The sequence below is a fragment of the Mesobacillus maritimus genome, from assembly GCF_044803185.1.
GTDB lineage: Bacteria > Bacillota > Bacilli > Bacillales > Cytobacillaceae > Mesobacillus_B > Mesobacillus_B maritimus_B.
This window is the reverse complement of the sequence record NZ_CP085225.1, coordinates 4,280,017-4,303,621: the sequence shown is the minus strand read 5'-3', so window position 1 is coordinate 4,303,621 and position 23,605 is coordinate 4,280,017. Positions and strand designations below refer to the sequence as shown.

Here is a 23,605-nt window from a genome sequence, read left to right as displayed (position 1 = left end):
TTTAAAAAGCAACAAAGGTTGAGAAAAGAGCCTAAGGTAACGAATGATGTTCACTTGTTTCACGGAAACTAGATTTAAAGGGTGATGAATATATGGACGAACGGATCATCTCCACAGAAGCAGGCGAGCAGGAGCTTTCCTTTGAACAAAGCTTGCGCCCTCAAACTTTAACACAGTACATTGGGCAGGATAAGGTGAAAGAAAATCTTGAGGTGTTCATAAAGGCAGCAAAATTCAGGCAGGAAACTTTGGATCATGTGCTTTTGTATGGACCTCCAGGCTTAGGGAAAACAACGCTGGCAGCGATTATTGCCAATGAGATGGGCGTGAACATGCGCACTACCTCTGGTCCAGCGATCGAGCGACCAGGAGATTTAGCAGCTATTTTGACCGCGCTTGAACCGGGTGATGTGTTATTCATTGATGAAATCCATCGACTGCCTCGAGCCATTGAGGAAGTATTATATCCGGCAATGGAGGATTTCTGTCTTGATATTGTGATTGGAAAAGGGCCGTCGGCACGTTCTGTTCGGCTGGATTTGCCGCCATTTACGCTTGTTGGTGCCACAACTCGAGCAGGTTCATTATCTGCCCCATTAAGGGACCGATTTGGTGTGTTAAGCCGTTTAGAGTATTATAAAGAGGAAGATTTACGAGAGATTGTTTTACGGACAGCGGAATTGCTTGATACCGAAATTGATATGAGTGCGGCCGTTGAAATCGCCCGGCGCTCACGGGGAACGCCTAGGATTGCTAATCGTTTGCTTCGCCGTGTCCGTGACTTTGCTCAGGTTCGCAGCGATGGTTCCGTTGATATCGAACTGGCCAATGAGGCACTTGAGTTGATGCAGGTTGACCGTTTAGGACTCGACCATATTGACCATAAATTACTTAAAGGGATTATCGAGAAATTCCGTGGGGGACCGGTCGGTTTGGAAACGATTGCGGCAACCATTGGGGAAGAATCTCATACGATTGAGGATGTATATGAGCCGTATTTACTACAAATCGGATTCCTGCAACGAACACCACGTGGTAGAGTCGTCACACACGCAGTTTACCGACACTTTCAAATGGAGGTGCCTTCTGAATGACGGGAATGGGTAAGCTTTTAATGATTCTTGGGGCGGTGATTTTCATCGCTGGTTTTCTTGTGCACTTTTTTAACCTTGGAAAGCTACCAGGCGATATCGTCATTAAAAAGGGTGGGACGACATTTTATTTTCCAATCGTAACCTCCATTGTCGTTAGCATCCTCCTGTCGTTAATCTTTTACTTCATTGGGCGTTTTCGTTAATACATAAGGCTGTTCTTGTAAAGAATGTTGTTAAAATCCAAATGCCGATTTTAACGCAGAAAAAGCTAGTTTGCGCACTATAATAAGTTTTCAAGCTCTTTTCTTACAAATTAAGGCTGTTTTGCAGTGGAACCTAGCTCGAACAATCACATTTTATCTCGAAGAGCAACATAGTTGAGAAAAGAGCCATACATAAAAAGAATATAGGTGACTTATAACATGAAAGTAGATTTATTTGATTTTCATTTGCCAGAGGAATTGATTGCTCAAGTTCCTCTAGCGAACCGTTCAGAAAGCAGATTGATGGTTTTAGATAAGAAGACCGGAGAGTTGCAGCATGATATTTTTAAAAATATATTAGAATACTTCCGTCCAGGGGATTGTCTTGTTCTCAACGACACCCGGGTCCTGCCTGCGAGATTATTTGGCATCAAGGAAGATACAGGAGCAAAGATTGAAGTTCTTCTTCTCAAACAGGTAGAAGGGGATAAGTGGGAGACACTTGTTAAACCAGGAAAGCGCGTCAAGAAAGGGACGAAAATCGTCTTTGGAGACGGCCTTTTGACCGCTGTTTGTACCGGTGAATCTGATCATGGTGGCCGGGAGCTTGAGTTTTCTTATGAAGGGATTTTTTACGAAGTTCTCGATGAACTTGGTGAAATGCCGTTGCCTCCTTATATAAAAGAACAACTAGATGACCAGGATCGCTATCAAACGGTTTATGCGAAAGAACGCGGCTCGGCGGCTGCGCCAACGGCAGGACTTCATTTTACAGAGGATTTGCTCGAGGAAATAAAAGCAAAGGGTGTTCATATCACGTTCATTACCCTCCATGTCGGATTAGGGACGTTTAGACCTGTTAGTGCAGATACTATTGAAGACCATGAAATGCACGCTGAGTTTTACATCATGTCAGAAGGGACCGCACGCCTTCTTAATGAAGTACGTGAACAAGGTGGTCGGATTATTTCCGTAGGCACAACCTCAACAAGGACCTTGGAGACGATTGCCTCAGCAAATGATGGCAAGTTTGTTGCCTCAAGTGGGTGGACAGAAATTTTTATTTTCCCGGGCTATGAGTTTAAAGCGATTGACGGGATGATTACCAATTTTCATCTTCCGAAATCTACATTGATTATGTTGGTTAGTGCCCTCGCTGGGCGTGAGCATGTCCTAAACGCCTATAATACAGCAGTAAAGGAAAAATATCGTTTCTTCAGCTTTGGTGATGCGATGCTAATCCTCTAAATGCTATGAGATTAAACTTTGCTTTTATAAACAGCTAGGATTTAAAACATGGAAGGAGCAAGACAATTGTCTGCAATCACATATGAATTAATCAAAACTTGTAAGCAAACCGGCGCGAGGCTTGGCCGTGTTCACACCCCACATGGATCGTTTGACACGCCAGCGTTCATGCCTGTTGGAACACTTGCAACGGTTAAAACAATGGCACCAGAGGAATTGAAAGAGATGGGTGCCGGCATTATTTTAAGCAATACCTATCATTTATGGCTTCGTCCTGGTCATGAAATTATTAAAGAGGCTGGCGGCCTCCATAAATTTATGAACTGGGACCGCGCAATCCTTACTGATTCTGGCGGGTTCCAGGTATTCAGTTTAAGTGAGTTCCGTAAAATTGAGGAAGAAGGGGTTCATTTTCGCAACCATCTGAATGGGGACAAGCTTTTCCTTTCTCCTGAAAAAGCGATGGAAATTCAAAACGCCCTTGGTTCAGATATCATGATGGCTTTTGATGAATGTCCACCTTATCCGGCTACATATGATTATATGAAATCTTCTGTCGAGCGGACCTCGAGATGGGCAGAGCGCTGCTTAAAAGCTCATAAGCGTCCAGAGGACCAAGGGTTGTTTGGAATCGTCCAGGGTGGGGAGTTCGAGGAGTTACGGAAACAAAGTGCGAAGGATCTTGTGTCCCTTGACTTTCCAGGTTATGCTGTTGGCGGTCTTTCCGTTGGCGAACCAAAAGATGTGATGAACCGTGCGCTCGAGTTTACAACGCCATTATTGCCAACAAATAAGCCAAGATATTTAATGGGAGTTGGCTCACCAGATTCATTAATTGACGGTTCTATACGTGGAATTGATATGTTCGATTGTGTTCTTCCAACAAGGATTGCTCGAAATGGAACGTTGATGACTAGTCAAGGTCGTTTAGTGGTTAAAAATGCGAAGTTTGCTCGCGATTTTGGTCCAATTGACCCTGAATGTGATTGCTATACATGTAGGAATTATTCACGTGCCTATATTCGCCATTTAATTAAAAGCGATGAAACTTTCGGAATTAGGCTTACTACTTATCATAACCTACATTTTCTGTTAAAATTAATGGAGCAAGTCAGACAAGCAATCATGGAAGACCGATTAGGAGATTTCAGAGAAGAATTTTTTGAGCGGTATGGCTTCAATAAGCCAGATGCGAAAAACTTTTAATAAGCAGCTGACTTGAGTTTGTGAAAGGAGGAGAAAGAATGGAAGGTTTATTAGGTACAGTATTCCCACTGATTCTTATGTTCGTGCTATTCTACTTCTTGTTGATTCGTCCTCAACAGAAGAAGCAAAAAGCAGTACAGCAGATGCAGAGTGACCTTAAAAAAGGGGACCGCATCATCACCATCGGTGGACTACATGGTTTTGTAGATGCACTTGACGAAGGAACTGTTGTCATCAAGTGTGGAGACGGAAGCCGTCTAACTTATGACCGTAACGCAATCCGCGACGTCATTAGTGAATAGAACAAAAAAGCAGGTGCTTTTTATGCACCTGCTTTTTTTATCTTCATTTTTAACTCCTAGAGTTTGATGAGCTCATATTCACACCAAGAATAGCTCCCATCATCGCTGTTAGGATATAACATGTATGATAGATGATTTGTTCTGATGAAAATAGGCTATCATGTCCAAGATATTGAAATAGGAAAATGATGATTGAATAAATAAGCCCTGTTGCACCACCAATAAGCCATCCTTTTTGCTTGCCATTCTTTCCAGTAATAAACCCGCCGATAAATAACGAGAGGAATGAAACGGTTGTTACGACATACTTCAAGGATGACTCTTGAACTGACGTAAAGCCTAACAATAGTGAAAAGACTAAACTACTTAGAATAGCCAATACAAATATTGCAATTACCCCGTGGAGCACAGCAATTCCCAAACTCCTTGATTCCATCTTTTTTCTCCCCTTCCTACACTGGCTTTTGACCAATGCCGCCTAGATTCGCTTAGTACAAGCATATTCTGAAGAAGCAAAATTAGAATTAAAATTTACCGGATTTTTCAAGAATCAGTTTTAGAATAGGTGTAATAATTTTTTACCTATTGCCGAATCCTATAACCTAATGCCATGTGATTCGGAGGGTGATTCGAAATGGAAGAGTATGCATCGATTATTTTTAGGACCTTAATCCTTTATGCCGTCATTTTAACAATCTTCCGAGTAATGGGGAAAAGGGAAATTGGGGAGTTAAGTTTATTAGATTTAGTCGTTTTCATGATGATTGCTGAAATGGCGGCCATCGCGATTGAAAAAAATGACGAACCACTCATTAAATCCTTGGTGCCAATGCTATTACTTGTAGGCGTGCAGTTTATCCTTGCCTATATTTCCCTAAAGAGTAAACGCTTCCGATTATTGGTTGATGGAAAGCCTAGTATCATTATAAATAAGGGAAAGATTGATGAGCACGAGATGAGAAAGCAGCGCTATAATTTTGATGATTTGCTTCTTCAATTAAGGGAAGAGGGTGTTTCCGATATTGAGGATGTCGACTATGCTATTTTAGAGACCTCAGGGAAACTTTCTATTTTTAAAAAGGGGGTAAAATCGAATTTAGCGTTAACCCTTATTATTGATGGAGCCGTCCAAAAAGAAAATTTAGATGTCATCGGTAAAAGTAAGGCGTGGCTTTATGACCAGTTAACCAAGAAAGGCTACCCTGAAATCGATCAAATTTCATTTTGTAATTATAATGAAAATAAAAATAAGTTTTACGTCGATATAAAGGATGAAAAATAACGCGCCAGGACTTGAAAATCCTGGTGCGTTATTACTTTTTCCTGGTGGTAAACGCTAGGGTTGATAAAGGCCTTCCTATTACAGGAATTCTAATGAGTTCTTCTTTTCTGATTAAACCTGTTAATAGGACGGCAGAGCTATAAATGACGGTAATGATGCTTGTTGAAATTAACACTCTAATGGACAAAGCCATATCTGTTCCAAGATTGTTCCAGATTAAAAATCCGAGATAGATGGATAATGCTATAACACCGAAGGTTTTCACGTATTCCCGAATATGAAAGGTGAAAGATACAGCTTTTAGGACGGTTGCAAAATGAAGCGAAGTGGTTAAGACAAATCCCATTGTTAACCCAAGTGCTGCTCCTTTTATTCCGAAGGCTGGCTGACTTGCGAGCATAAATATCACTGCAATTTTAGCGACATTTCCAATTAAGCTATTGATCATCGCAGCTCTTGCTAGATCCAATGCCTGTAAAGTGGCCTGTAGCGGTGCTTGGAAATAGTAAAACAAAAAGAACGGTGCCATTAATAAAATAAACTCCGTACCAGTATCCGTTCCATACATGACACGCATGAGTGGCTCAGCTAGAACATACAGAATGATAATCGACAATCCACCGGTTAAGAATGAAAATCTTAGTGATTGCTGCAGGCGATGTTCAATCATCTTAAAATCCTTTTTTGAATGTGCTTCACTGATAGCCGGGACGAGAGAGGTTGAAAGAGAATTCATGACAAATGAAGGTAGCATTAACAGAGGCAGGGCAAATCCTGTTAGTGCTCCATACTGTTTTGTGGCCGCAGCGGCTGCAACACCGGCTATTGCTAAACTGTGTGCGACGACGATTGGTTCAAAGAACCAGGAAATCGACCCAATCATCCGACTCCCAGTTGTCGGCAAGGCAATGCTCATTAATTCCTTAAACGTTTTATTCCCTGATTGAACGAATTGAAAAAAGTTTCTTCGTAGTCGAAATTTCTTTTTAATTTTAAAAGTAGTGACCATATAGAGAAGCGAAGCTAGTTCGCCAATGACAGCTGAAACCATTGCGGCTGCGGCTGCGTATTCAATCCCATAAGGTAGGAAAGTCTTTGTGAGTACGGCAATTAAGGCAATACGGACAACCTGTTCGATGACTTGGGAGATGGCCCCAGGCTTCATGTTTTGTCTTCCTTGGAAGTATCCCCTTAAAACGGCCGAAACGGCCACGATTGGAATAATCGGAGTTATCGCTAGTAAAGGCAGAAGGGTCCGTTCATCGGTAAACAAAATTTGCGAGAGCTGTGGTGCCAAGAAAAATAACGCTGGCGTAAAGATTAAAGATAGAGAAATAGTTGTCGCTAGTGAGACAACGAGAATTTTCTTGATTTTCTTGAAATCTCCCTGTGCTTCCGCCTCAGCAACATGTTTTGAAATGGCGACAGGTAGTCCAAGTTGAGTGATGGTGACGACAAGGATGAAAGTCGGGAAGGCCATCATATAAAGGCCGACACCTTCCTCGCCGATAAAACGGGCTAGTACAATTCGATTAATAAAACCAAGGATTCTTGTGACAAATCCTGCAACTAGTAAGATCATTGTTCCTTTTAAAAACTTTGACATCCTGCTCCCGCCTTCTCAAAAATGCTAATTTCAGATACAATATCTATATGCACATGAGTGGACAAAGCATGACAGGTATTAAGATTTTTAAAAATTCATAGAGCAGCCAGGGAGGCGGAGTGCATGAAGCACGACCATATGTACGAGCAATTTAGGAAGAATGTTCGTCCCGCAATTAAAAGCAAACTTGAGGAACTAGAGATGCTCGGGTATGGAGCAGTCACTGAAAAAGAAATGTGGGAATATTTAATCAATAAAAGATGGAAAAAGCCCAAAGAAAATACCCGTTTGTATGAAATAGTTGCCGATATTTTAGCGGTCAAACCCGGTGAATATATGAATTTTGCTACAGTTGAAGCCTTCAAGCAAAGTAGCCTCAGTCTTTCAGATGAAGAGGAACGGAGGGAACTATTAAAATAAATCGTGAACCTTAATTATTATATGTCATTGGTTAAGGCTGTTTTCATAAAAATAGTTGTTAAAATCCTAATGCCGATTTTAACGTAAGATAAGCCATTTTGTGCGTTGAAATTAGGATTGCAAGCTCTTTTCTAGTGTTAAAGGTATTTTTGCGATGAAACACGTTTATTCAATTTCATTTTATAGTCTAAACAACAAAGTTTTAGAAAAGAGCCTTGGTAAATTGACAGTAGAAGTCTGCAAGTTCATAATTAAATTGTAATTTTTTGCAAAGTTTTCATTGAGAAAACGTCGATGAGAACTTTTATTTTGGGGGCAAATTGTTAGGAGGACTTATACATAATGGTAAAACGCAGCCGTCTCGTTGCTTTCTTCCTTGTCGTCATTTTGATTGGAAGTGCAATGGGATTCACAACACAGAATATTTTAGGGAATATTAAGCTTGGTCTCGACCTTCAAGGTGGGTTTGAAGTTCTTTATGAAGTCAAACCTGCAGAGAAAGGCCAAGTATTAGACAGAGAGACTTTGGTGAGTACCGTTGAAGCTCTTGATCGCCGTGTCAATGTTCTCGGCGTAAGCGAACCAAATATTCAAATTGAAGGTGAGGACCGGATTCGGGTCCAGCTTGCAGGTGTTACGGACCAGGCGAAGGCTCGAGAAATTCTCTCAACAGAAGCGAATCTAAGCTTCCGTGATGCAAATGACCGTCTAATGATGAGTGGAACAGATTTAGCGGAAAATGGAGCATCTCAAAGCTTTGATGAAAACAATGCACCTAGTGTTTCGCTCACATTAAAGAGCGGTGAACAGTTCGGAAAAATCACGCAAGAAATCCTTGCGATGGCACCTGAAAACCAGCTTGTTATTTGGCTCGATCATGAAGAGGGTGTTGACTCTTTTAAGGAAGAAAGAATGAAGCCAGCGCCGAAATTCCTTTCTGCACCGAATGTTACACAAGTTTTGGCTACCAACACGGTGCAAATTACCGGTAATTTTACAGTTGATGAAGCAAAAGAGCTAGCGAATCTCTTAAATGCTGGTGCGTTGCCAGTTGAGCTTGAAGAACAATACTCGACTTCAGTTGGGGCTAAGTTTGGAGAGCAAGCACTAAATGAAACAATTTTAGCAGGGATTATTGGGATTATTGCAATCTTCATCTTTATGATTGCGTTTTATCGTTTTCCAGGCTTCATTGCAGTCGTTACCTTATCGATTTATGTTTATCTTATTTTGTTGGTGTTTGATTGGATGAATGGGGTGCTCACGCTTCCTGGAATTGCAGCCTTAATCCTTGGGGTTGGGATGGCCGTTGATGCTAATATCATCACCTATGAACGGATAAAAGAAGAAATAAAAGTTGGACGCAACACAAAGGCGGCATTTGCTGCAGGTAGTAAAAACTCTTTATCGACGATTCTGGATGCGAACTTTACTACTCTAATTGCAGCACTCGTCCTATTTATCTATGGGACAAGCTCCGTAAAAGGCTTTGCAACGATGCTCATTTTGAGTATTGTGATGAGCTTCGTAACAGCTGTATTCGGATCAAGGGTATTCCTTGGACTTTGGGTAAACAGTGGATTTTTAAACAAAAAACCAGGCTGGTTTGGCGTTAAGAAGAATGAAATTCATAATATTGCTGAGAATGTTGATACTCTTGATTTAAAAACAAGATTTGATCGATTTGATTTCATTAAGTCCCGAAAGCTGTTCTTTACGATCTCTGGGGCCCTACTGGCAGCTGGTTTAATTGTTATAGTCATTTTCCGTTTAAATCTTGGAATTGATTTTTCAAGTGGGACGCGAATTGAAGTTCTCTCTAATCAGGCTGTAGCTACGGATGAATTAAAAGAGAGACTAGCCGACTCTGGTATAGAAACAGACGACATTGTTATTTCTGGAGAGAATAATGAAATAGGAGTAGCTCGCTATAAGGACGTTCTATCAAAAGATGAAATTGCCGATTTAAAAGCAGAATTAAAAGAAGTGTACGGTGCAGAACCTAATGTTAGTACGGTGTCTCCAATGATAGGAAAAGAACTGGCGAAAAATGCCTTTATCGCAGTCATTCTTGCTTCTATTGGCATCGTGTTATACGTAACGGTTCGATTTGAACTTCGCATGGCTGTGCCAGCGATTGTCGCCCTGCTTCACGATGCGTTCTTTATCATTGCGGTGTTCAGCTTGCTAAGGCTAGAGGTTGATTTGACCTTTATTGCAGCTGTTCTAACAATTATCGGTTACTCAATCAACGATACCATCGTTACCTTTGACCGTATTCGTGAGAATTTAAGGCGGAAGAGAAAGCTGAAGACCCCAGAAGATATTTCCGAGGTCGTCAACCAAAGTTTACGCCAAACATTAGGTCGCTCGGTTAATACGATTTTGACTGTAGTATTGACCGTTGTGGCGTTGTTGATTTTCGGTAGTCAATCAATTTGGAACTTCTCTTTAGCTTTGCTAATCGGACTTATTGCTGGTACGTATTCTTCCATCTTCATTGCGGCCCAGTTATATTACGTCCTTAAAGTGCAAGAACTAAAGAAAAAAGGCACAATTACTACTTACAAGGAAAAACGTAAGATTTCTGATGAACCACAAGTTTAATTTTTAATAGAAACCCCGTAGGCAATTAGTCTAACGGGTTCTGATTTGAAGTACAAAATACGAATTAACATTGCTTTTCGTATAGTAATTCGTACGTGAATTAAATAGCAATTCAGCAAGTAAATCAGAAAAAATGCTTGGAGACGTATATATGCTCCAAGCATTTTTTATTCAAGATAAGCACCGGTTCTGTGATTTACAAATCTTTAAGGAGAGCTGGAGATAAGCGACTAAAATAAGGGGAGAAATTCCTCTTAAATGAGAGAATAGCACCAAAAACAGATTAAATAGAGGGAGAAATTCCCCCTATTTATACGGAAAACATGAAATTGGACCATGATTCTTGACCTTAACGGGAAAAACTCCCCTTATATCTCCCAAACCTAGCTCTATTCTGCAGGTTAACGGGAAAAACTCCCTTTATTTAAATTACCAGTGGTTCCTCAAATAAAAGCAGTCTATTTTAGGTGCGTGCGGATAGGACTACTAATTGGTGTGCTATTTTAGTAATTGTATCTGAAAAGAACCCGTTAGAAATTAGTCCTGTGGGTTTTTTCTGTATTTGAGTAATCATTACCTTAGTTTTCCACGGATTGAAACAATGACGCTGCTTCTGTATAATGAAAAGGTTGAGGGGTGAACGTATGTTAAAATCCAGGACTAGGTGGGTTGTTAAAGAAACCGACCGATTAAAAGCGGAAGAATTGGCAGTTGCATTAAATATTGCTCCTTTGACTGCAAGCTTGCTTGTCAATCGCGGAATTGATACCGTGGAAACTGCCCGGTATTTTTTATTTGAAGAAAATCAATCCTTTCATGATCCATTTTTATTAAAAGATATGGATATATTAGTTGATAGAGTGAAACAAGCTATTGAACATCAAGAGCCGATTCTAATATTCGGTGACTACGATGCGGATGGTGTGAGTTCTACAACGGTGATGATGAGAGTGTTAGTAGATTTAGGTGCGAATGTAGACTACTATATTCCGAACCGCTTCACAGAAGGCTACGGCCCTAATGAGCCTGCTTTTAGACAAGCAGCAGAGAATGGAGTCAAGTTGATTATTACCGTCGATACGGGGATATCAGCGCTACATGAAGCCGATGTTGCGAAGGAACTCGGGATTGATTTAATCATTACCGATCACCATGAACCTGGGCCGACGCTTCCAGATGCATTTGCGATCATCCATCCTAAACTTGAAGATAGTGTTTATCCATTCAGGGATCTAGCTGGTGTTGGCGTCGCTTTTAAAGTCGCTCATGCCCTTTATGGATTTGTTCCAGAAGATTTGTTAGAAATTGCCTCAATTGGGACAATCGCTGACCTGGTTTCATTAACAGGTGAAAATCGTCTGATTGCGAAAAAAGGGATCCAGCAAATGAAAAGAACGGAAAACCTCGGTCTAAGAGCCTTGCTTTCCATGACGAAAACCGAGTTGCCATCTATCAGTGAAGAGACGGTTGGGTTTGTCATTGGCCCACGGATAAATGCGGCAGGACGACTAGGCAGCGCCGACCCTGCGGTGCAACTTTTGTTAACAAGCGATCGTGATGAAGCCATGATGTTGGCTGAAGAAATAGATGGATTAAACAAAGAACGGCAAACGCTAGTGGCGTCAATTTCAGAGGAAGCCATTGCTGAAGTGGAAAATCATTATCCGATTAAAGAGAATCATGTACTCGTCATTGGCAAAGAAGGCTGGAATCCCGGTGTGATTGGGATTGTTGCTTCGCGCCTTGTTGAAAAATTTTACAGACCAACCATTGTCCTTAGCTTTGATAAAGAAAAAGGGTTGGCTAAAGGTTCAGCACGGAGTATTCAAGGTTTTGATTTGTTTAAAAATCTATCCACCTGTCGAGATATTCTGCCACACTTTGGAGGGCATCCAATGGCAGCGGGAATGACGCTGAAGCTTGAGGATGTGGATCTACTTAGACAAAGACTAAATGCTCTTGCAACTGAGCAGCTAACAGAGTCTGATTTAATTCCTGTTACCCAAGTGGACCTTGAAGTCTCGCTAAACGAAATCTCACTAGATTCAATTGGAGAAATGGGCCAGCTTGCGCCTTACGGGGTCGACAATCCGAAACCAAAGGTGCTCATTAAGGAAGCCCAAATTGCTTCTATGCGTAAAATTGGTGCAAATCAGAACCACTTAAAGGTTACACTAGCTAATGAGGGTGCTTCACTAGATGGAATTGGCTTTAGTCTTGGACCACTTCACGAAGAAATATCCCCGATATCGTCGTTATCCGCCATTGGCGAGCTGTCGATTAATGAATGGAATAATATAAGAAAACCACAAATTTTCTTGCAGGATCTTGCTGTTCACAGCTGGCAGCTCTTTGATATTCGTGGGTTGAGACGCCATGAAAAGCTGTTGGATATGATTCCTGCAGAAAATACAAAATGGATCTTATTTGATAATGGCAATGAAGCAGCTTTCCAACGCTATTGTCAAAATAACCTTTTGAAGGTTGAAAATGAGGAAGCAGCTACCCTGGCAGATATCGGCCAAAAAAACATTGTGCTCCTTGATTTACCACCATCAATGGAAGTGTTAGAAAAGCTCGTCTCAGGCAAGCAACCGGCGAGAATTTATGTTCATTTTCATAAAGAGGAAAGTGATTTCTTTAGTACGATGCCTACAAGGGAGCATTTTAAATGGTTCTATGCTTTCTTGGCAAAAAGGGGTGCCTTTGACTTAAAGCGACATGGTGAAGAGTTAGCAAAATACCGTGGATGGACAAAAGAAACGGTAGAATTTATGTCACAGGTGTTTTTTGACCTAGAGTTTGTTAAAATAAACAATGGATTTATTTCCTTAGAAAAGAATGTTCCGAAAAGGGACTTATCTGAATCTAAAACCTATCAGAAAAAACAGGCAACATTTACTCTTGAAAATGAACTGCTTTATTCATCTTTTGAGCAGTTGAAGAGTTGGTTCGACCAAGTCATTCAAGGGTCGGTGCAAAATGAGGAGGCAATTTCAACATGGATTTAAAGCAATACGTAGCTATCGTACCCGATTGGCCAAAACCGGGTATCAAATTTAAGGATATCACCCCATTAATGGCTAATGGAGAAGCATATAAATATGCAACCGATCAAATTGTCACTTATGCACGTGAGCGAGAAGCTGAGGTTATCGTAGGACCTGAAGCTCGCGGTTTTATTATTGGCTGTCCAGTCGCTTATTCACTTGGAGTAGGCTTTGCTCCGGTTCGTAAGGAAGGAAAACTGCCACGTGAAACGGTTAAAGTTGATTACGGCCTTGAATATGGAAAAGATACATTAACCATTCATAGAGATGCGATTAAACCAGGTCAGAGAGTATTAATTACTGACGATTTGCTTGCTACAGGTGGTACAATTGAAGCTACGATTAAATTAGTAGAAGAACTCGGTGGGGTAGTTGCGGGGATTGCTTTCCTAATTGAATTAACCTACCTTGATGGTCGCAGCAAATTAGATAACTACGATGTTTTAACTTTATTGGAATATTAGAGGGTAGGCACTTCGTCTGAGGTGCCTTTTCCATATAAAACAGGAAAAATTTTTCGACAGATTTTGTATTTTTCAGCCGAAATTGTATTCTTTCCTTTACATATTGGAATTTTTCTTTGATAATAATAACAATCCATTCGATACTTTAGAATTAGGAAGATGGTTAGGAAACCATTTTATTTTATACAATGGCCGCTGGAGACATTGCAAAATCCTCCAGATTTTTTATGATAAAAGGTGATTTTCATGGCGAATGATGAAGTATTAACCGCCGAGCAAGTTATTAAAATGACAAGTGAATATTTGAATGATGAGCATGTCAAAATGGTTGAGAAAGCTTACCATTTTGCCAAATCGGCTCATCATGACCAGTATCGGAAATCAGGCGAACCTTATATCATTCATCCCATCCAGGTTGCCGGGATTTTGGCTGATTTAGAGATGGACCCTGCGACCGTGGCAGCTGGTTTTCTTCATGATGTCGTCGAGGATACTGAAGTAACCCTTGAGGATATTGAGGAAGCCTTTAATTCTGAGGTGGCAATGCTTGTCGACGGAGTAACAAAGCTCGGTAAAATCAAGTATAAATCTCAGGAAGAGCAACAAGCGGAAAATCATCGGAAAATGTTTGTAGCGATGGCTCAGGATATTAGGGTCATTTTAATCAAACTCGCTGATCGTCTCCACAACATGAGAACTCTTAAGCATCTTCCTCCAGAAAAACAGCGCAGAATTTCTAATGAAACACTTGAAATCTTTGCTCCACTTGCACACCGGCTCGGAATATCCAAAATTAAGTGGGAGCTTGAGGACACAGCCTTAAGGTATCTCAATCCACAGCAATATTATCGCATTGTCAATTTAATGAAGAAAAAGCGGGCGGAGCGTGAACAGTATTTAGAAGAGGTCATTGTTGAAGTCCGGAATCAATTAAAGGATGTCAATATTAAGGCCGAACTTAACGGCAGACCAAAGCATATTTATAGCATTTATCGAAAAATGGCCTTGCAGAACAAGCAGTTTACTGAGATATACGATTTGTTAGCAGTGAGAATTATTGTTAACAGCATAAAAGACTGTTATGCGGTTCTTGGAATTATTCATACTTGTTGGAAACCGATGCCAGGTCGATTTAAAGACTATATTGCGATGCCAAAGCCGAATATGTATCAGTCGCTTCATACAACAGTGATTGGTCCAAAGGGTGATCCTCTTGAGGTGCAAATCCGCACAACGGACATGCATCGAATTGCTGAATTCGGGGTAGCCGCTCACTGGGCTTATAAAGAAGGCAAGCCTGTCGAGGAAGGTCTTACTTTAGATAAGAAGCTAACATGGTTCCGTGAAATCCTTGAATTCCAAAATGAAACAGCAGATGCTGAAGAATTTATGGAATCCTTAAAAATTGATTTGTTTTCAGATATGGTCTTTGTGTTTACGCCAAAAGCCGATGTCATTGAGCTGCCATCAGGTTCAGTTCCAATTGATTTTGCCTACCGAATTCATTCGGAGATTGGCAATAAAACAATTGGCGCTAAAGTGAACGGAAAAATGGTCACGCTGGACTATAAGCTGAAAACGGGGGATATCATTGAAATTCTTACGTCCAAGCATTCGTATGGCCCAAGTCAAGATTGGCTAAAGCTTGCGCAAACGTCTCAGGCTAAAAATAAAATCCGTCAGTTCTTCAAAAAGCAGCGGAAAGATGAAAATGTCGATAAAGGCCGTGAGCTCGTTGAAAAAGAAATCAAAGCGATGGACTTTGATTTAAAAGAAATCCTTACAACTGAAAACTTGAAACAGGTTGCAGATAAATTCAATTTTTCAACCGAAGAGGATATGTATGCTGCGGTAGGCTATGGTGGTGTCACTGCGCTGCAGGTTGCCAACCGGTTAACGGAGAAATGGCGTAAGAAGCGGGATAAAGAGCAGGAGAAGGATCTTGCCGTTGCAGTGTCAGAACTTAAGTCGCTCCCATCGGTGAAAAAACGCGAATCGGGTGTTAGAGTTTCAGGGATTGATAACTTGTTAATCCGGTTATCGCGCTGCTGTAACCCAATCCCAGGTGATGATATCGTGGGGTTTATCACAAAAGGTAGGGGAGTCTCGGTTCACCGTGGAGACTGTACCAACATCCACACAGATGATGCTCAAGCACGGTTGATTCCGGTTGAATGGGAATCAGCTCTAAATGACCGGAAAGAATACAATGTAGATATCGAGATTAGTGGCTATGATCGCAGAGGGCTGCTTAATGAAGTTCTTCAGGCTGTAAATGAAACGAAAACAAATATATCCGCCGTTTCTGGAAAGTCTGACCGTAACAAGGTTGCGACCATTAACATGTCCATCTCAATCACAAACGTCAGCCATCTCCAAAAAGTGGTCGACCGAATCAAACAAATCCCTGACGTCTACTCAGTCAGAAGGGTATTAAACTAAGCCTATTTTCGGATGCTTGTTGTTAAAATTGTAAAAATCTTAAAGCCGATTTTTACTACCTAAAGCCGATTTTTACTACCTAAAGCCGATTTTAACGTAGGATAAGTTATTTTGTACGTTAAAGTAAGTTTACAAGCTCTTTTCTTAATAATGTAAGCTTAACTACAGCAAAGGGAACGTCGAAAACGTTTGTTCTCTAAAAAAACAAATTTTGAGAAAAGAGCCTAAACTAACAAACTAAAGGTGCCTGACCCCCAGTGCTTTAACGTGGTACTATGCTGGGGGACAGGCACTTATTTAAGGAGTTTTTTGCTATGCGCGTTGTTGTTCAGCGTAGTAAGGAAGCAAAGGTAACGGTGGAGGGAAAGGTATCTGGTTCCATCACGAAAGGTTTTGTTGTCCTTGTTGGCGTCACACATGATGATCAAGAAAAGGATGCCGCTTTTCTTGCTGAAAAGGTAGCCAATCTACGCGTTTTTGAAGACGATAATGGGAAAATGAATTTATCATTGCTTGATGTAGCTGGGGAGGTTTTATCTGTTTCCCAATTTACCTTATACGGTGATTGCCGAAAAGGAAGACGCCCAAATTTTATGGAGGCGGCCAGACCTGATCATGCAAATGAAATCTATGAACTGTTCAACTCCAAGCTTCGCGAAAAAGGTGTAAAAGTCGAGACTGGAGTATTTGGAGCGATGATGGATGTCCAGCTCACAAACGACGGACCGGTAACATTAATTATTGATAGTCCTTAGGGAGAAGTTCGGGTGCGCTTGGATATTTTTATTCAAGCGTTTTTTTATTATGTTAAAAGCTTAAAAAAGGTTGGGAGTGCGCTTCAAGGACAAAACAGTCATCAGGACCGGTGAAACTGTCCATGAGCGAGGGTCTCAAGGACAAAACAGACATCGGGACCGGTGAAACTGTCCATGAGCGAGGTTCTCAAGGACAAAACAGACATCGGGACCGGTGAAACTGTCCATGAGCGAGGTTCTCAAGGACAAAACAGACATGGGGAACGATGAAACTGTCCATGAGCGAGGTTCTCAAGGACAAAACAGTCATGGGGACCGGTGAAACTGTCCATGAGCGAGGTTCTCAAGGACAAAACAGTCATGGGGACCGGTGAAACTGTCCATGAGCGAGGTTCTCAAGGACAAAACAGTCATCGGGACCGGTGAAACTGTCCATGAGCGAGGTTCTCAAGGACAAAACAGTCATGGGGAACGATGAAACTGTCCATGAGCGAGGTTCTCAAGGACAAAACAGTCATCAGGACCGGTGAAACTGTCCATGAGCGAGGGTCTCAAGGACAAAACAGACATCGGGACCGGTGAAACTGTCCATGAGCGAGGTTCTCAAGGACAAAACAGTCATCAGGACCGGTGAAACTGTCCTTTAGAGATTCTCTCATGGTCAAAACCGTCCTTGAGACGTTTGCTCCCCCCTAATCAATACCTCCAACTAGCGTCCTTTAATATAAAAAACCTATTAATAATTGGCTGTGTTAATGTACAACGTTGTTTTTTCAAACGGTTGCCTAGAGCAGGACTCAACAGCCACGTATAATAACAGCCTTATAATTAAAAAACAGCCTAAAATCGCTAAACGACTTAGGCTATTTCTCAAATAGGTTATTTTAATGGCGACGAGAACGAAAGAACTAATATTCACTATAACCCTACCAATATAAATAGGTTAAAAAGTTTTCAAATACCTCGCCAACCCTTCAAACAGTCCATCTGCGACGGCTCGTTGATATTGCTTTGAGGTGACTAGTATTTCTTCTGTTGGATTGCTTAAATAACCGAGTTCGAGAAGTGCACTATTTTGTCTGTTTTCTCTTAGAACATAATAGTTTCCATAGCGCACATCTCTATTTTTTAGCTTTGTTTTATTAATAATACTAGAATGCAGCTCTTTTGCTAGGTTTGGGTTGCTGTAATAATAGGTTGTCATTCCTCTGACATTTCTGTCTTCAATGCTATCATAGTGAATTGAGATAAAGGCATCGGCATTTTGCTGATGAGAGGTAGCGACTCTTGAAGCTAATGAAACATACGTATCCGAGAACCTCGTCATATAAACATCTGCACCAGATGACTTTAGTCGATTGTACAACAGCTTAGCTGTGCTAAGAGTTAATTCCTTTTCTAGCGTTCCTCTTGTCCCGATGGTGCCACTATCATTCCCCCCATGCCCGGGATCAATGACAATTTTTTTGTTCTTGGTGTGGACACCTGCATCGGGTTTTGCAATCTGTTGGCTGGATCCAGATAAAGAAACGATCCAACCGGCAACATAGCCGGTTTTCCCACCTTTAAGACGAATCTCATACCATTCGCCGCTGAGATCAATAACTTCAAAGCTGTCCCCGTTGTTCGCTCTTTGGACAACAGACCCGTGCACGCCTGCTTCACTACGAATATTGGTTCCGTTGCTCAAAACCGTAATGGTTTGCCCTTTAAGGGAATTTTGTGATACGGGAGCATAATTTTGGCTTTTCTCAAAAAACCAACCTGCTGCCCAGCCTGTCTTACCTGTCTGGTACTCAATTTTCACCCATTTATTCGATTCTTCAAGAATGGTAAATTTCTGCCCCTTGAGGACTTGTCCAACTAATTTTCCATTAAGGCTCCCACTGTCTCTAACAGATAGAGTCGAAGCCGTTACCGTTGCTTGAGGCAGTGACGCATTTGTTGGGTTATTTTGACTCTGATTTGCAAAATCTAAATACTCACTACTGACCCAAGAGTTTGTCCCATTAAATTGAATCTGTGCCCACCCATTTGATTGCGAGATGACGGCAACTCGTGACCCTTTAACGAGGCTGCCAACCAGTTGGCCTGACAAGGAAGGACTTGTTCGAACATTTAACCCCGATGTGACAACTGCTTCTGTTTGTTGTGTTTTTGGCTGGCTCATCGTCGGGCTAGCACCAGTTCTTATGTATTCTTTTGAAACCCAGCCTTCCAGTGAAGCAACCTTGATTTTCAGCCAACTTCCTGTTGCTTCGATGATTGTGACAGTCTGCCCATTACCTAACGATCCAGCTAGTGAATAGCTTGTCCCAGGACCTGTGCGTACTCTAAGGCTGTCAGCGGTCACGATGCCAGTTGTTGCGCTTGGATTAACGTCATTACTTGCTGCTTCCTTTGAAGTAAACCATTCAGCCACCCAGCCTTCTCTACCGGCAGATAAACCAATTTTAATCCAATCTCCTTCTTGTTTGAGAATTGGATATTTTTCCCCTTTGTTGACCTTGCTAACTACTGAATAGCTCAGCCCCGGCCCTCCTCTGACATTTAAGTTCGATGCTGTAATGGTCACAAATCCATTATTGGCCTCAGCTGGCCAGGCCTTCTGGATGCTACCTGTGACAATAAGCAACAGGCATAAAAAAATGGCGGCCATTTTGTTATTCAGCAAACATTCTCACTCTCCCTGTTAAAATTTTCTTTATATTCATTCTAACGGATTATTTTACCAAAATCACGAAGTTTCCCACAATGTAATCTTTTTTAAAAAGGTTGAGAGCAATGAAATATTTTTGTCTTCATGGGAACAATAGGAAACATAACAGTATGGAAGGTGATTGTATGCGACATAGTGCGAACGCGAATATGGCACATCTTGGAGAGAACCAAGTTTTAAGTGTGGACCTTCATGATTTTATTCAGAAAGAGCAAAGCTCAAACATGATTGAACTAGCTTCAGAATTTGGACTTTCGCTTCGAGATGTAAAAAAACTGAAAAAACAGCTAGAACGTTCTTGACAAGGGGATTTTTCCTCCGTATTATAAACAAATATAATGTCATATTGAAAGATTGCCGTTGATGGGGAATAGTAATGAAGATCCACATGAAAAGAGAGGAAAAGTCCTGGGCTGAAAGCTTTTCCACATGATGACTTGATGAATGAACACCTCGAAGGCTCCATTCTGAAAATGGGATACCCATTAGTAGGAAGGGACGTTACAGGCGTTAACTGTAAAAGTGGAAGGCAGAAGATTGCCTTCAATTAGGGTGGCACCACGGGAAGCAAAAGCTCTCGTCCCTTGTTTTATAACAAGGAGACGGGGGCTTTTTTTATTTACATATAAAAATGGCTGCGTTTATTTACATTGTTGATTTTTCACACGTTGATTGGAGTGGAAGGCACGAAGACTCCTGCGGGAGTACGGGGCAGGGGAGACCCCACAGGCGCATAAGCGCCGAGGAGGCTCCCCGGACGCCCGCGGAAAGCGAAGTGCCTGGAGCGGAAATCAACACCCACGTTTAAAAGCCAAAGAACAAGAAATGAACTGAAGATGAAGGAGGTTGTCCGGCATGTCAAAACAGATTCAAATACCGCGCGGGACACAGGATATTTTGCCAGGGGAAACAGAAAAATGGCAGTATATCGAAAATACAGCAAGAGAGATTTGTGAGAACTATCAATACAAAGAAATACGAACTCCAATTTTTGAACATACAGAATTATTCCTGCGTGGAGTAGGAGATACGACCGATATTGTTCAGAAAGAAATGTATTCTTTCACTGACCGTGGAGGAAGAGAAGTGACATTAAGACCTGAAGGTACGGCTTCGACCGTAAGATCGTTTGTCGAGCACAAAATGTTTGGTTTACCTAGTCAGCCAGTAAAGTTGTACTATATGGGACCAATGTTCCGCTATGAGCGTCCACAGGCAGGTCGATATCGTCAGTTTGTTCAATTCGGGGTAGAAGCACTTGGAAGCAATGACCCGGCGATTGATGCAGAAGTGATTTCTCTTGCGATGTCCCTATATCAAAAGCTTGGGTTAAAGAAATTGAAGCTTATCATTAATAGCCTTGGTGATAAAGAGAGTCGAAAAGCGCACCGCGATGCACTTATCGAACATTTCCAACCACGAATCGGAGAGTTTTGCAGCGACTGTCAGAACCGTCTTAAAAAAAATCCAATGCGAATTCTTGACTGTAAGGCAGACCGTGACCACGAGCTGATGAAATCGGCACCATCGATTATTGATTTCTTAAATGAGGATTCAAGTGAGTATTTTTCAAAGGTAAAGCAATATTTAACGAATGTTGGAATTGAATACGAAGTGGATGCAAACCTTGTTCGTGGTTTAGATTACTACAATCATACAGCTTTTGAAATTATGAGTGACGCAGAAGGCTTTGGTGCGATTACGACCCTTTGTGGTGGCGGGCGCTATAACGGATTAGTTGAAGAGATTGGCGGACCAGAAACGCCTGGAATCGGTTTTGCTCTTAGTATTGAACGTCTACTGGCAGCATTGGATGCAGAAGGAGTAGAGCTTCCAGTTGCCAATAAAATTGACTGCTATGTGGTTTCACTTGGTGAAAGGGCCAAGGATTATACTGTTGGTCTTCTTCACCAGCTAAGAAGTGCAGGTTTTTCGGCAGAAAGAGATTATCTTGACCGGAAAATTAAAGCACAGTTTAAGGCGGCTGACCGCTTTCATGCGAAATACGTTGCCGTTTTAGGCGATGATGAGCTTGCAGAGAACAAGATTTCCTTGAAGTCAATGGAAGACGGCGGACAAACAGAATTGCCGCTAGACTCCTTTTTAGAAAAATTTAAAGAACTATGTAAATAAAGGGGGAAACATCATGTTTGGTAGATCGTATTTTTGCGGGGAAGTGACGGAGCAAGCCATTGGTGAATCCGTTACATTAAAGGGATGGGTTCAGAAACGTCGTGATTTAGGTGGATTAATTTTTATTGACCTAAGGGACCGTACGGGAATTGTACAAATCGTGTTTAATCCAGATGTATCAAAAGAAGCATTAGCCATTGCTGACAAAGTTCGTTCCGAGTACGTTCTAAGTATTACAGGGAAAGTCGTGGAAAGAGCCGAGGGAACGGTTAACGAAAATCTAAAGACTGGAAAAGTGGAAGTAGTAGCCGAGGATATTACGATTATTAATGAAGCGAAAACACCTCCATTTACGATTGCTGATAAAACAGATGTTTCTGAGGACCTTCGTTTGAAATATCGCTATTTGGATATGCGTCGTCCTGTGATGGCTGAAACACTTAAGATGCGCCATCAAACAACTAAATCGATTCGTGAATATCTTGACAGCGAAGGCTTCCTAGACGTTGAAACACCAATTTTAACGAAGAGTACTCCAGAAGGAGCGAGAGATTATCTTGTTCCAAGCCGTGTGCATCCAGGTGAATTCTATGCACTCCCACAATCACCACAAATCTTTAAACAGCTATTAATGGTTGGTGGCGTTGAACGTTATTATCAAATTGCCCGTTGTTTCCGGGATGAGGACCTTCGAGCCGATCGTCAGCCTGAGTTTACACAGATTGACATTGAAACAAGTTTTATGAGTCAAGAAGACATTTTGTCATTAGCTGAACAGATGATGCAAAAGGTTATGAAAGAAGTAAAAGGACTTGAAGTGGAAGTTCCATTCAACCGTATGTCTTATGATGATGCGATGAGCCGATTTGGTTCGGATAAACCAGATACTCGCTTTGGCCTTGAACTTGTTGACCTTTCTGAAGCTGTGAAAGATGCAGGATTTAAGGTATTTACTGCAGCTGTTGAAAATGGCGGACAAGTAAAAGCAATCAATGTTAAAGGGGCGGCTTCCAGATATTCTCGTAAGGATATTGATGGCTTAACTGAATTCGTAGCAATCTACGGAGCAAAAGGCTTAGCGTGGTTAAAAGCCGAGGATGAAGGTCTGAAGGGACCAATTTCGAAGTTTTTAAATGATGAGGTTCAAGAAGCAATCAAGTCCTTGTTACAGGCGGAAACGGGCGATTTAATCCTTTTCGTAGCTGATAAAAAGAAAGTCGTTGCCGATGCTCTTGGTGCGTTGCGATTAAAGCTAGGCAAAGAACTAGAGTTGATTGACGAGTCAAAATTCAACTTCCTATGGATCACTGACTGGCCACTTTTAGAGTATGATGAGGAAGAAGGTCGTTACTATGCGGCCCACCATCCATTTACCATGCCAGTTCGTGAAGACCTAAGCTTGCTTGATACCGACCCAAGTCGCGTACGCGCACAAGCTTATGACTTAGTATTGAACGGCTATGAGTTAGGTGGAGGTTCCTTGCGTATATTTGAGCGGGAAATCCAAGAGAAAATGTTCGAGGTACTTGGTTTCACGAAAGAACAAGCCAATGAGCAATTCGGGTTTTTGATGGAAGCCTTCGAATATGGCACACCGCCACATGGTGGAATTGCCCTTGGTCTGGACCGTATGGTGATGTTACTGGCTGGCAGAACCAACCTTCGTGATACAATTGCCTTTCCGAAGACAGCAAGTGCAAGCTGCTTGTTAACAAACGCTCCAGGGGAAGTTAGTGAGCAACAATTAGATGAGCTGAATTTGTCATTAAAAGTTACCAAAGAAATGGAATAAAGTGGAACGGCTGTAGCTTGAACTTTGCCTGTCCATATGATATATTTTTATTAAAGATAAGAGTTCCTGATGTGTTCGTTGTATAACCTAAAGTTTTGACCGAACATTTCTACCTTCGGGAGCCCGGGGTTCTCTAAACAAAGCAAATGCCTCTTGGAATAGAGGACTTGCAAAGTTTGGGACAGGGCACCCACCTGCTCAGAGCGGGATCAAAACGAAGGCAACCAACGCAACGGCATAATCGGGGCTCTTACCAACATACGACATCAACTCCATGTAAAA

18 protein-coding genes, 1 other RNA gene and 1 other annotated feature are annotated in these 23,605 nt (G+C 41.6%); of the genes, 16 read left to right on the top strand and 3 right to left on the bottom strand.

Annotation, left to right across the window (positions count from 1 at the left end; all coding sequences use genetic code 11):
* The first annotated feature begins 92 nt into the window (after window positions 1–92).
* The 5 genes from ruvB to yajC all read left to right on the top strand — a co-directional run bounded on the left by ruvB (window position 93) and on the right by yajC (window position 4,053).
* A complete protein-coding gene (ruvB, locus tag LG336_RS20890) occupies window positions 93–1,094 on the top strand; it encodes a Holliday junction branch migration DNA helicase RuvB (RefSeq protein ID WP_404329397.1) in 1,002 nt (333 codons plus the stop codon).
* Window positions 1,091–1,297 carry a DUF2905 domain-containing protein gene (locus LG336_RS20885; RefSeq protein WP_251431356.1) on the top strand — a complete coding sequence of 69 codons (207 nt, stop codon included), beginning with the start codon at window positions 1,091–1,093 and terminating at the stop codon, window positions 1,295–1,297. Before ruvB ends, LG336_RS20885 begins: the two co-directional genes overlap by 4 nt.
* Window positions 1,298–1,516: 219 nt before the next feature.
* Window positions 1,517–2,545, top strand: a complete 1,029-nt coding sequence (queA, locus tag LG336_RS20880; protein ID WP_404329396.1) for a tRNA preQ1(34) S-adenosylmethionine ribosyltransferase-isomerase QueA — start codon at window positions 1,517–1,519, stop codon at window positions 2,543–2,545.
* Window positions 2,546–2,611: 66 nt separating this feature from the next.
* Window positions 2,612–3,751 (top strand): tRNA guanosine(34) transglycosylase Tgt, encoded by a 1,140-nt coding sequence (gene tgt, locus LG336_RS20875; RefSeq protein ID WP_404329395.1) that lies wholly within the window; start codon window positions 2,612–2,614, stop codon window positions 3,749–3,751.
* A gap of 38 nt (window positions 3,752–3,789) precedes the next feature.
* The gene (gene yajC / locus LG336_RS20870; protein ID WP_404329394.1) at window positions 3,790–4,053 is read left to right on the top strand and encodes a preprotein translocase subunit YajC; all 264 of its coding nucleotides are present in this window, start codon (window positions 3,790–3,792) and stop codon (window positions 4,051–4,053) included.
* 49 nt (window positions 4,054–4,102) lie between these two features.
* Here yajC and LG336_RS20865 read toward each other — a convergent pair whose 3' ends face one another.
* On the bottom strand, window positions 4,103–4,489 hold the full coding sequence (locus tag LG336_RS20865) for a TIGR04086 family membrane protein (protein ID WP_404329393.1): 387 nt from the start codon (window positions 4,487–4,489) through the stop codon (window positions 4,103–4,105).
* A gap of 198 nt (window positions 4,490–4,687) precedes the next feature.
* On the opposite strand from LG336_RS20865, the gene LG336_RS20860 reads away from it, so the two are divergent.
* On the top strand, window positions 4,688–5,335 hold the full coding sequence (locus LG336_RS20860) for a DUF421 domain-containing protein (RefSeq protein ID WP_404329392.1): 648 nt from the start codon (window positions 4,688–4,690) through the stop codon (window positions 5,333–5,335).
* A gap of 31 nt (window positions 5,336–5,366) precedes the next feature.
* Here LG336_RS20860 and spoVB read toward each other — a convergent pair whose 3' ends face one another.
* Complete coding sequence (spoVB, locus tag LG336_RS20855) at window positions 5,367–6,941, bottom strand: stage V sporulation protein B (RefSeq protein WP_404329391.1); 1,575 nt, start codon at window positions 6,939–6,941, stop codon at window positions 5,367–5,369.
* A gap of 123 nt (window positions 6,942–7,064) precedes the next feature.
* On the opposite strand from spoVB, the gene LG336_RS20850 reads away from it, so the two are divergent.
* The 6 genes from LG336_RS20850 to dtd all read left to right on the top strand — a co-directional run bounded on the left by LG336_RS20850 (window position 7,065) and on the right by dtd (window position 16,679).
* The gene (locus tag LG336_RS20850) at window positions 7,065–7,361 is read left to right on the top strand and encodes a post-transcriptional regulator (protein WP_404329390.1); all 297 of its coding nucleotides are present in this window, start codon (window positions 7,065–7,067) and stop codon (window positions 7,359–7,361) included.
* A gap of 342 nt (window positions 7,362–7,703) precedes the next feature.
* A complete protein-coding gene (secDF, locus tag LG336_RS20845) occupies window positions 7,704–9,968 on the top strand; it encodes a protein translocase subunit SecDF (RefSeq protein WP_404329389.1) in 2,265 nt (754 codons plus the stop codon).
* A gap of 644 nt (window positions 9,969–10,612) precedes the next feature.
* Window positions 10,613–12,979: a single-stranded-DNA-specific exonuclease RecJ gene (gene recJ / locus LG336_RS20840; RefSeq protein WP_404329388.1), complete on the top strand. Its 2,367-nt coding sequence runs from the start codon at window positions 10,613–10,615 to the stop codon at window positions 12,977–12,979.
* Window positions 12,970–13,482 (top strand): adenine phosphoribosyltransferase, encoded by a 513-nt coding sequence (locus LG336_RS20835; protein WP_404329387.1) that lies wholly within the window; start codon window positions 12,970–12,972, stop codon window positions 13,480–13,482. Before recJ ends, LG336_RS20835 begins: the two co-directional genes overlap by 10 nt.
* 246 nt (window positions 13,483–13,728) lie before the next feature.
* Entirely contained in the window at window positions 13,729–15,924 is a 2,196-nt protein-coding gene (locus LG336_RS20830; protein ID WP_404329386.1) for a RelA/SpoT family protein, read from the top strand.
* A gap of 314 nt (window positions 15,925–16,238) precedes the next feature.
* Complete coding sequence (gene dtd, locus LG336_RS20825; protein ID WP_404329385.1) at window positions 16,239–16,679, top strand: D-aminoacyl-tRNA deacylase; 441 nt, start codon at window positions 16,239–16,241, stop codon at window positions 16,677–16,679.
* Between the two features lie 943 nt (window positions 16,680–17,622).
* On the opposite strand, the gene LG336_RS20820 is transcribed toward dtd, so the two are convergent.
* Window positions 17,623–19,353: an SH3 domain-containing protein gene (locus LG336_RS20820; protein WP_404329384.1), complete on the bottom strand. Its 1,731-nt coding sequence runs from the start codon at window positions 19,351–19,353 to the stop codon at window positions 17,623–17,625.
* A 170-nt stretch (window positions 19,354–19,523) separates the two neighbouring features.
* Between LG336_RS20820 and LG336_RS20815 the strand changes: the two genes are divergently transcribed.
* The 4 genes from LG336_RS20815 (at window position 19,524) to ssrS (ending at window position 23,574) form a co-directional block, all read left to right on the top strand.
* Window positions 19,524–19,700, top strand: coding sequence for a hypothetical protein (locus LG336_RS20815; protein ID WP_221872008.1), 177 nt, complete (start codon window positions 19,524–19,526; stop codon window positions 19,698–19,700).
* A 49-nt stretch (window positions 19,701–19,749) separates the two neighbouring features.
* Window positions 19,750–19,986: a binding site (T-box leader), on the top strand.
* A gap of 267 nt (window positions 19,987–20,253) precedes the next feature.
* Window positions 20,254–21,531 (top strand): histidine--tRNA ligase, encoded by a 1,278-nt coding sequence (gene hisS, locus LG336_RS20810; RefSeq protein WP_404329383.1) that lies wholly within the window; start codon window positions 20,254–20,256, stop codon window positions 21,529–21,531.
* Between the two features lie 13 nt (window positions 21,532–21,544).
* Entirely contained in the window at window positions 21,545–23,323 is a 1,779-nt protein-coding gene (aspS, locus tag LG336_RS20805; protein ID WP_404329382.1) for an aspartate--tRNA ligase, read from the top strand.
* A 60-nt stretch (window positions 23,324–23,383) separates the two neighbouring features.
* Window positions 23,384–23,574: non-coding RNA, 6S RNA (gene ssrS / locus LG336_RS20800), on the top strand.
* The last annotated feature ends 31 nt before the right edge of the window (window positions 23,575–23,605 follow it).

What these genes read in the sequence shown, in the direction of transcription:
- ruvB (WP_404329397.1), top strand. Translation starts at nt 93, where the DNA reads ATGGACGAACGGATCATCTCCACAGAAGCAGGCGAGCAGGAGCTTTCC.
- LG336_RS20885 (WP_251431356.1), top strand. Translation starts at nt 1,091, where the DNA reads ATGACGGGAATGGGTAAGCTTTTAATGATTCTTGGGGCGGTGATTTTC.
- queA (WP_404329396.1), top strand. Translation starts at nt 1,517, where the DNA reads ATGAAAGTAGATTTATTTGATTTTCATTTGCCAGAGGAATTGATTGCT.
- yajC (WP_404329394.1), top strand. Translation starts at nt 3,790, where the DNA reads ATGGAAGGTTTATTAGGTACAGTATTCCCACTGATTCTTATGTTCGTG.
- LG336_RS20865 (WP_404329393.1), bottom strand. Translation starts at nt 4,489, where the DNA reads ATGGAATCAAGGAGTTTGGGAATTGCTGTGCTCCACGGGGTAATTGCA.
- LG336_RS20860 (WP_404329392.1), top strand. Translation starts at nt 4,688, where the DNA reads ATGGAAGAGTATGCATCGATTATTTTTAGGACCTTAATCCTTTATGCC.
- spoVB (WP_404329391.1), bottom strand. Translation starts at nt 6,941, where the DNA reads ATGTCAAAGTTTTTAAAAGGAACAATGATCTTACTAGTTGCAGGATTT.
- LG336_RS20850 (WP_404329390.1), top strand. Translation starts at nt 7,065, where the DNA reads ATGAAGCACGACCATATGTACGAGCAATTTAGGAAGAATGTTCGTCCC.
- secDF (WP_404329389.1), top strand. Translation starts at nt 7,704, where the DNA reads ATGGTAAAACGCAGCCGTCTCGTTGCTTTCTTCCTTGTCGTCATTTTG.
- recJ (WP_404329388.1), top strand. Translation starts at nt 10,613, where the DNA reads ATGTTAAAATCCAGGACTAGGTGGGTTGTTAAAGAAACCGACCGATTA.
- LG336_RS20835 (WP_404329387.1), top strand. Translation starts at nt 12,970, where the DNA reads ATGGATTTAAAGCAATACGTAGCTATCGTACCCGATTGGCCAAAACCG.
- LG336_RS20830 (WP_404329386.1), top strand. Translation starts at nt 13,729, where the DNA reads ATGGCGAATGATGAAGTATTAACCGCCGAGCAAGTTATTAAAATGACA.
- dtd (WP_404329385.1), top strand. Translation starts at nt 16,239, where the DNA reads ATGCGCGTTGTTGTTCAGCGTAGTAAGGAAGCAAAGGTAACGGTGGAG.
- LG336_RS20815 (WP_221872008.1), top strand. Translation starts at nt 19,524, where the DNA reads ATGCGACATAGTGCGAACGCGAATATGGCACATCTTGGAGAGAACCAA.
- hisS (WP_404329383.1), top strand. Translation starts at nt 20,254, where the DNA reads ATGTCAAAACAGATTCAAATACCGCGCGGGACACAGGATATTTTGCCA.
- aspS (WP_404329382.1), top strand. Translation starts at nt 21,545, where the DNA reads ATGTTTGGTAGATCGTATTTTTGCGGGGAAGTGACGGAGCAAGCCATT.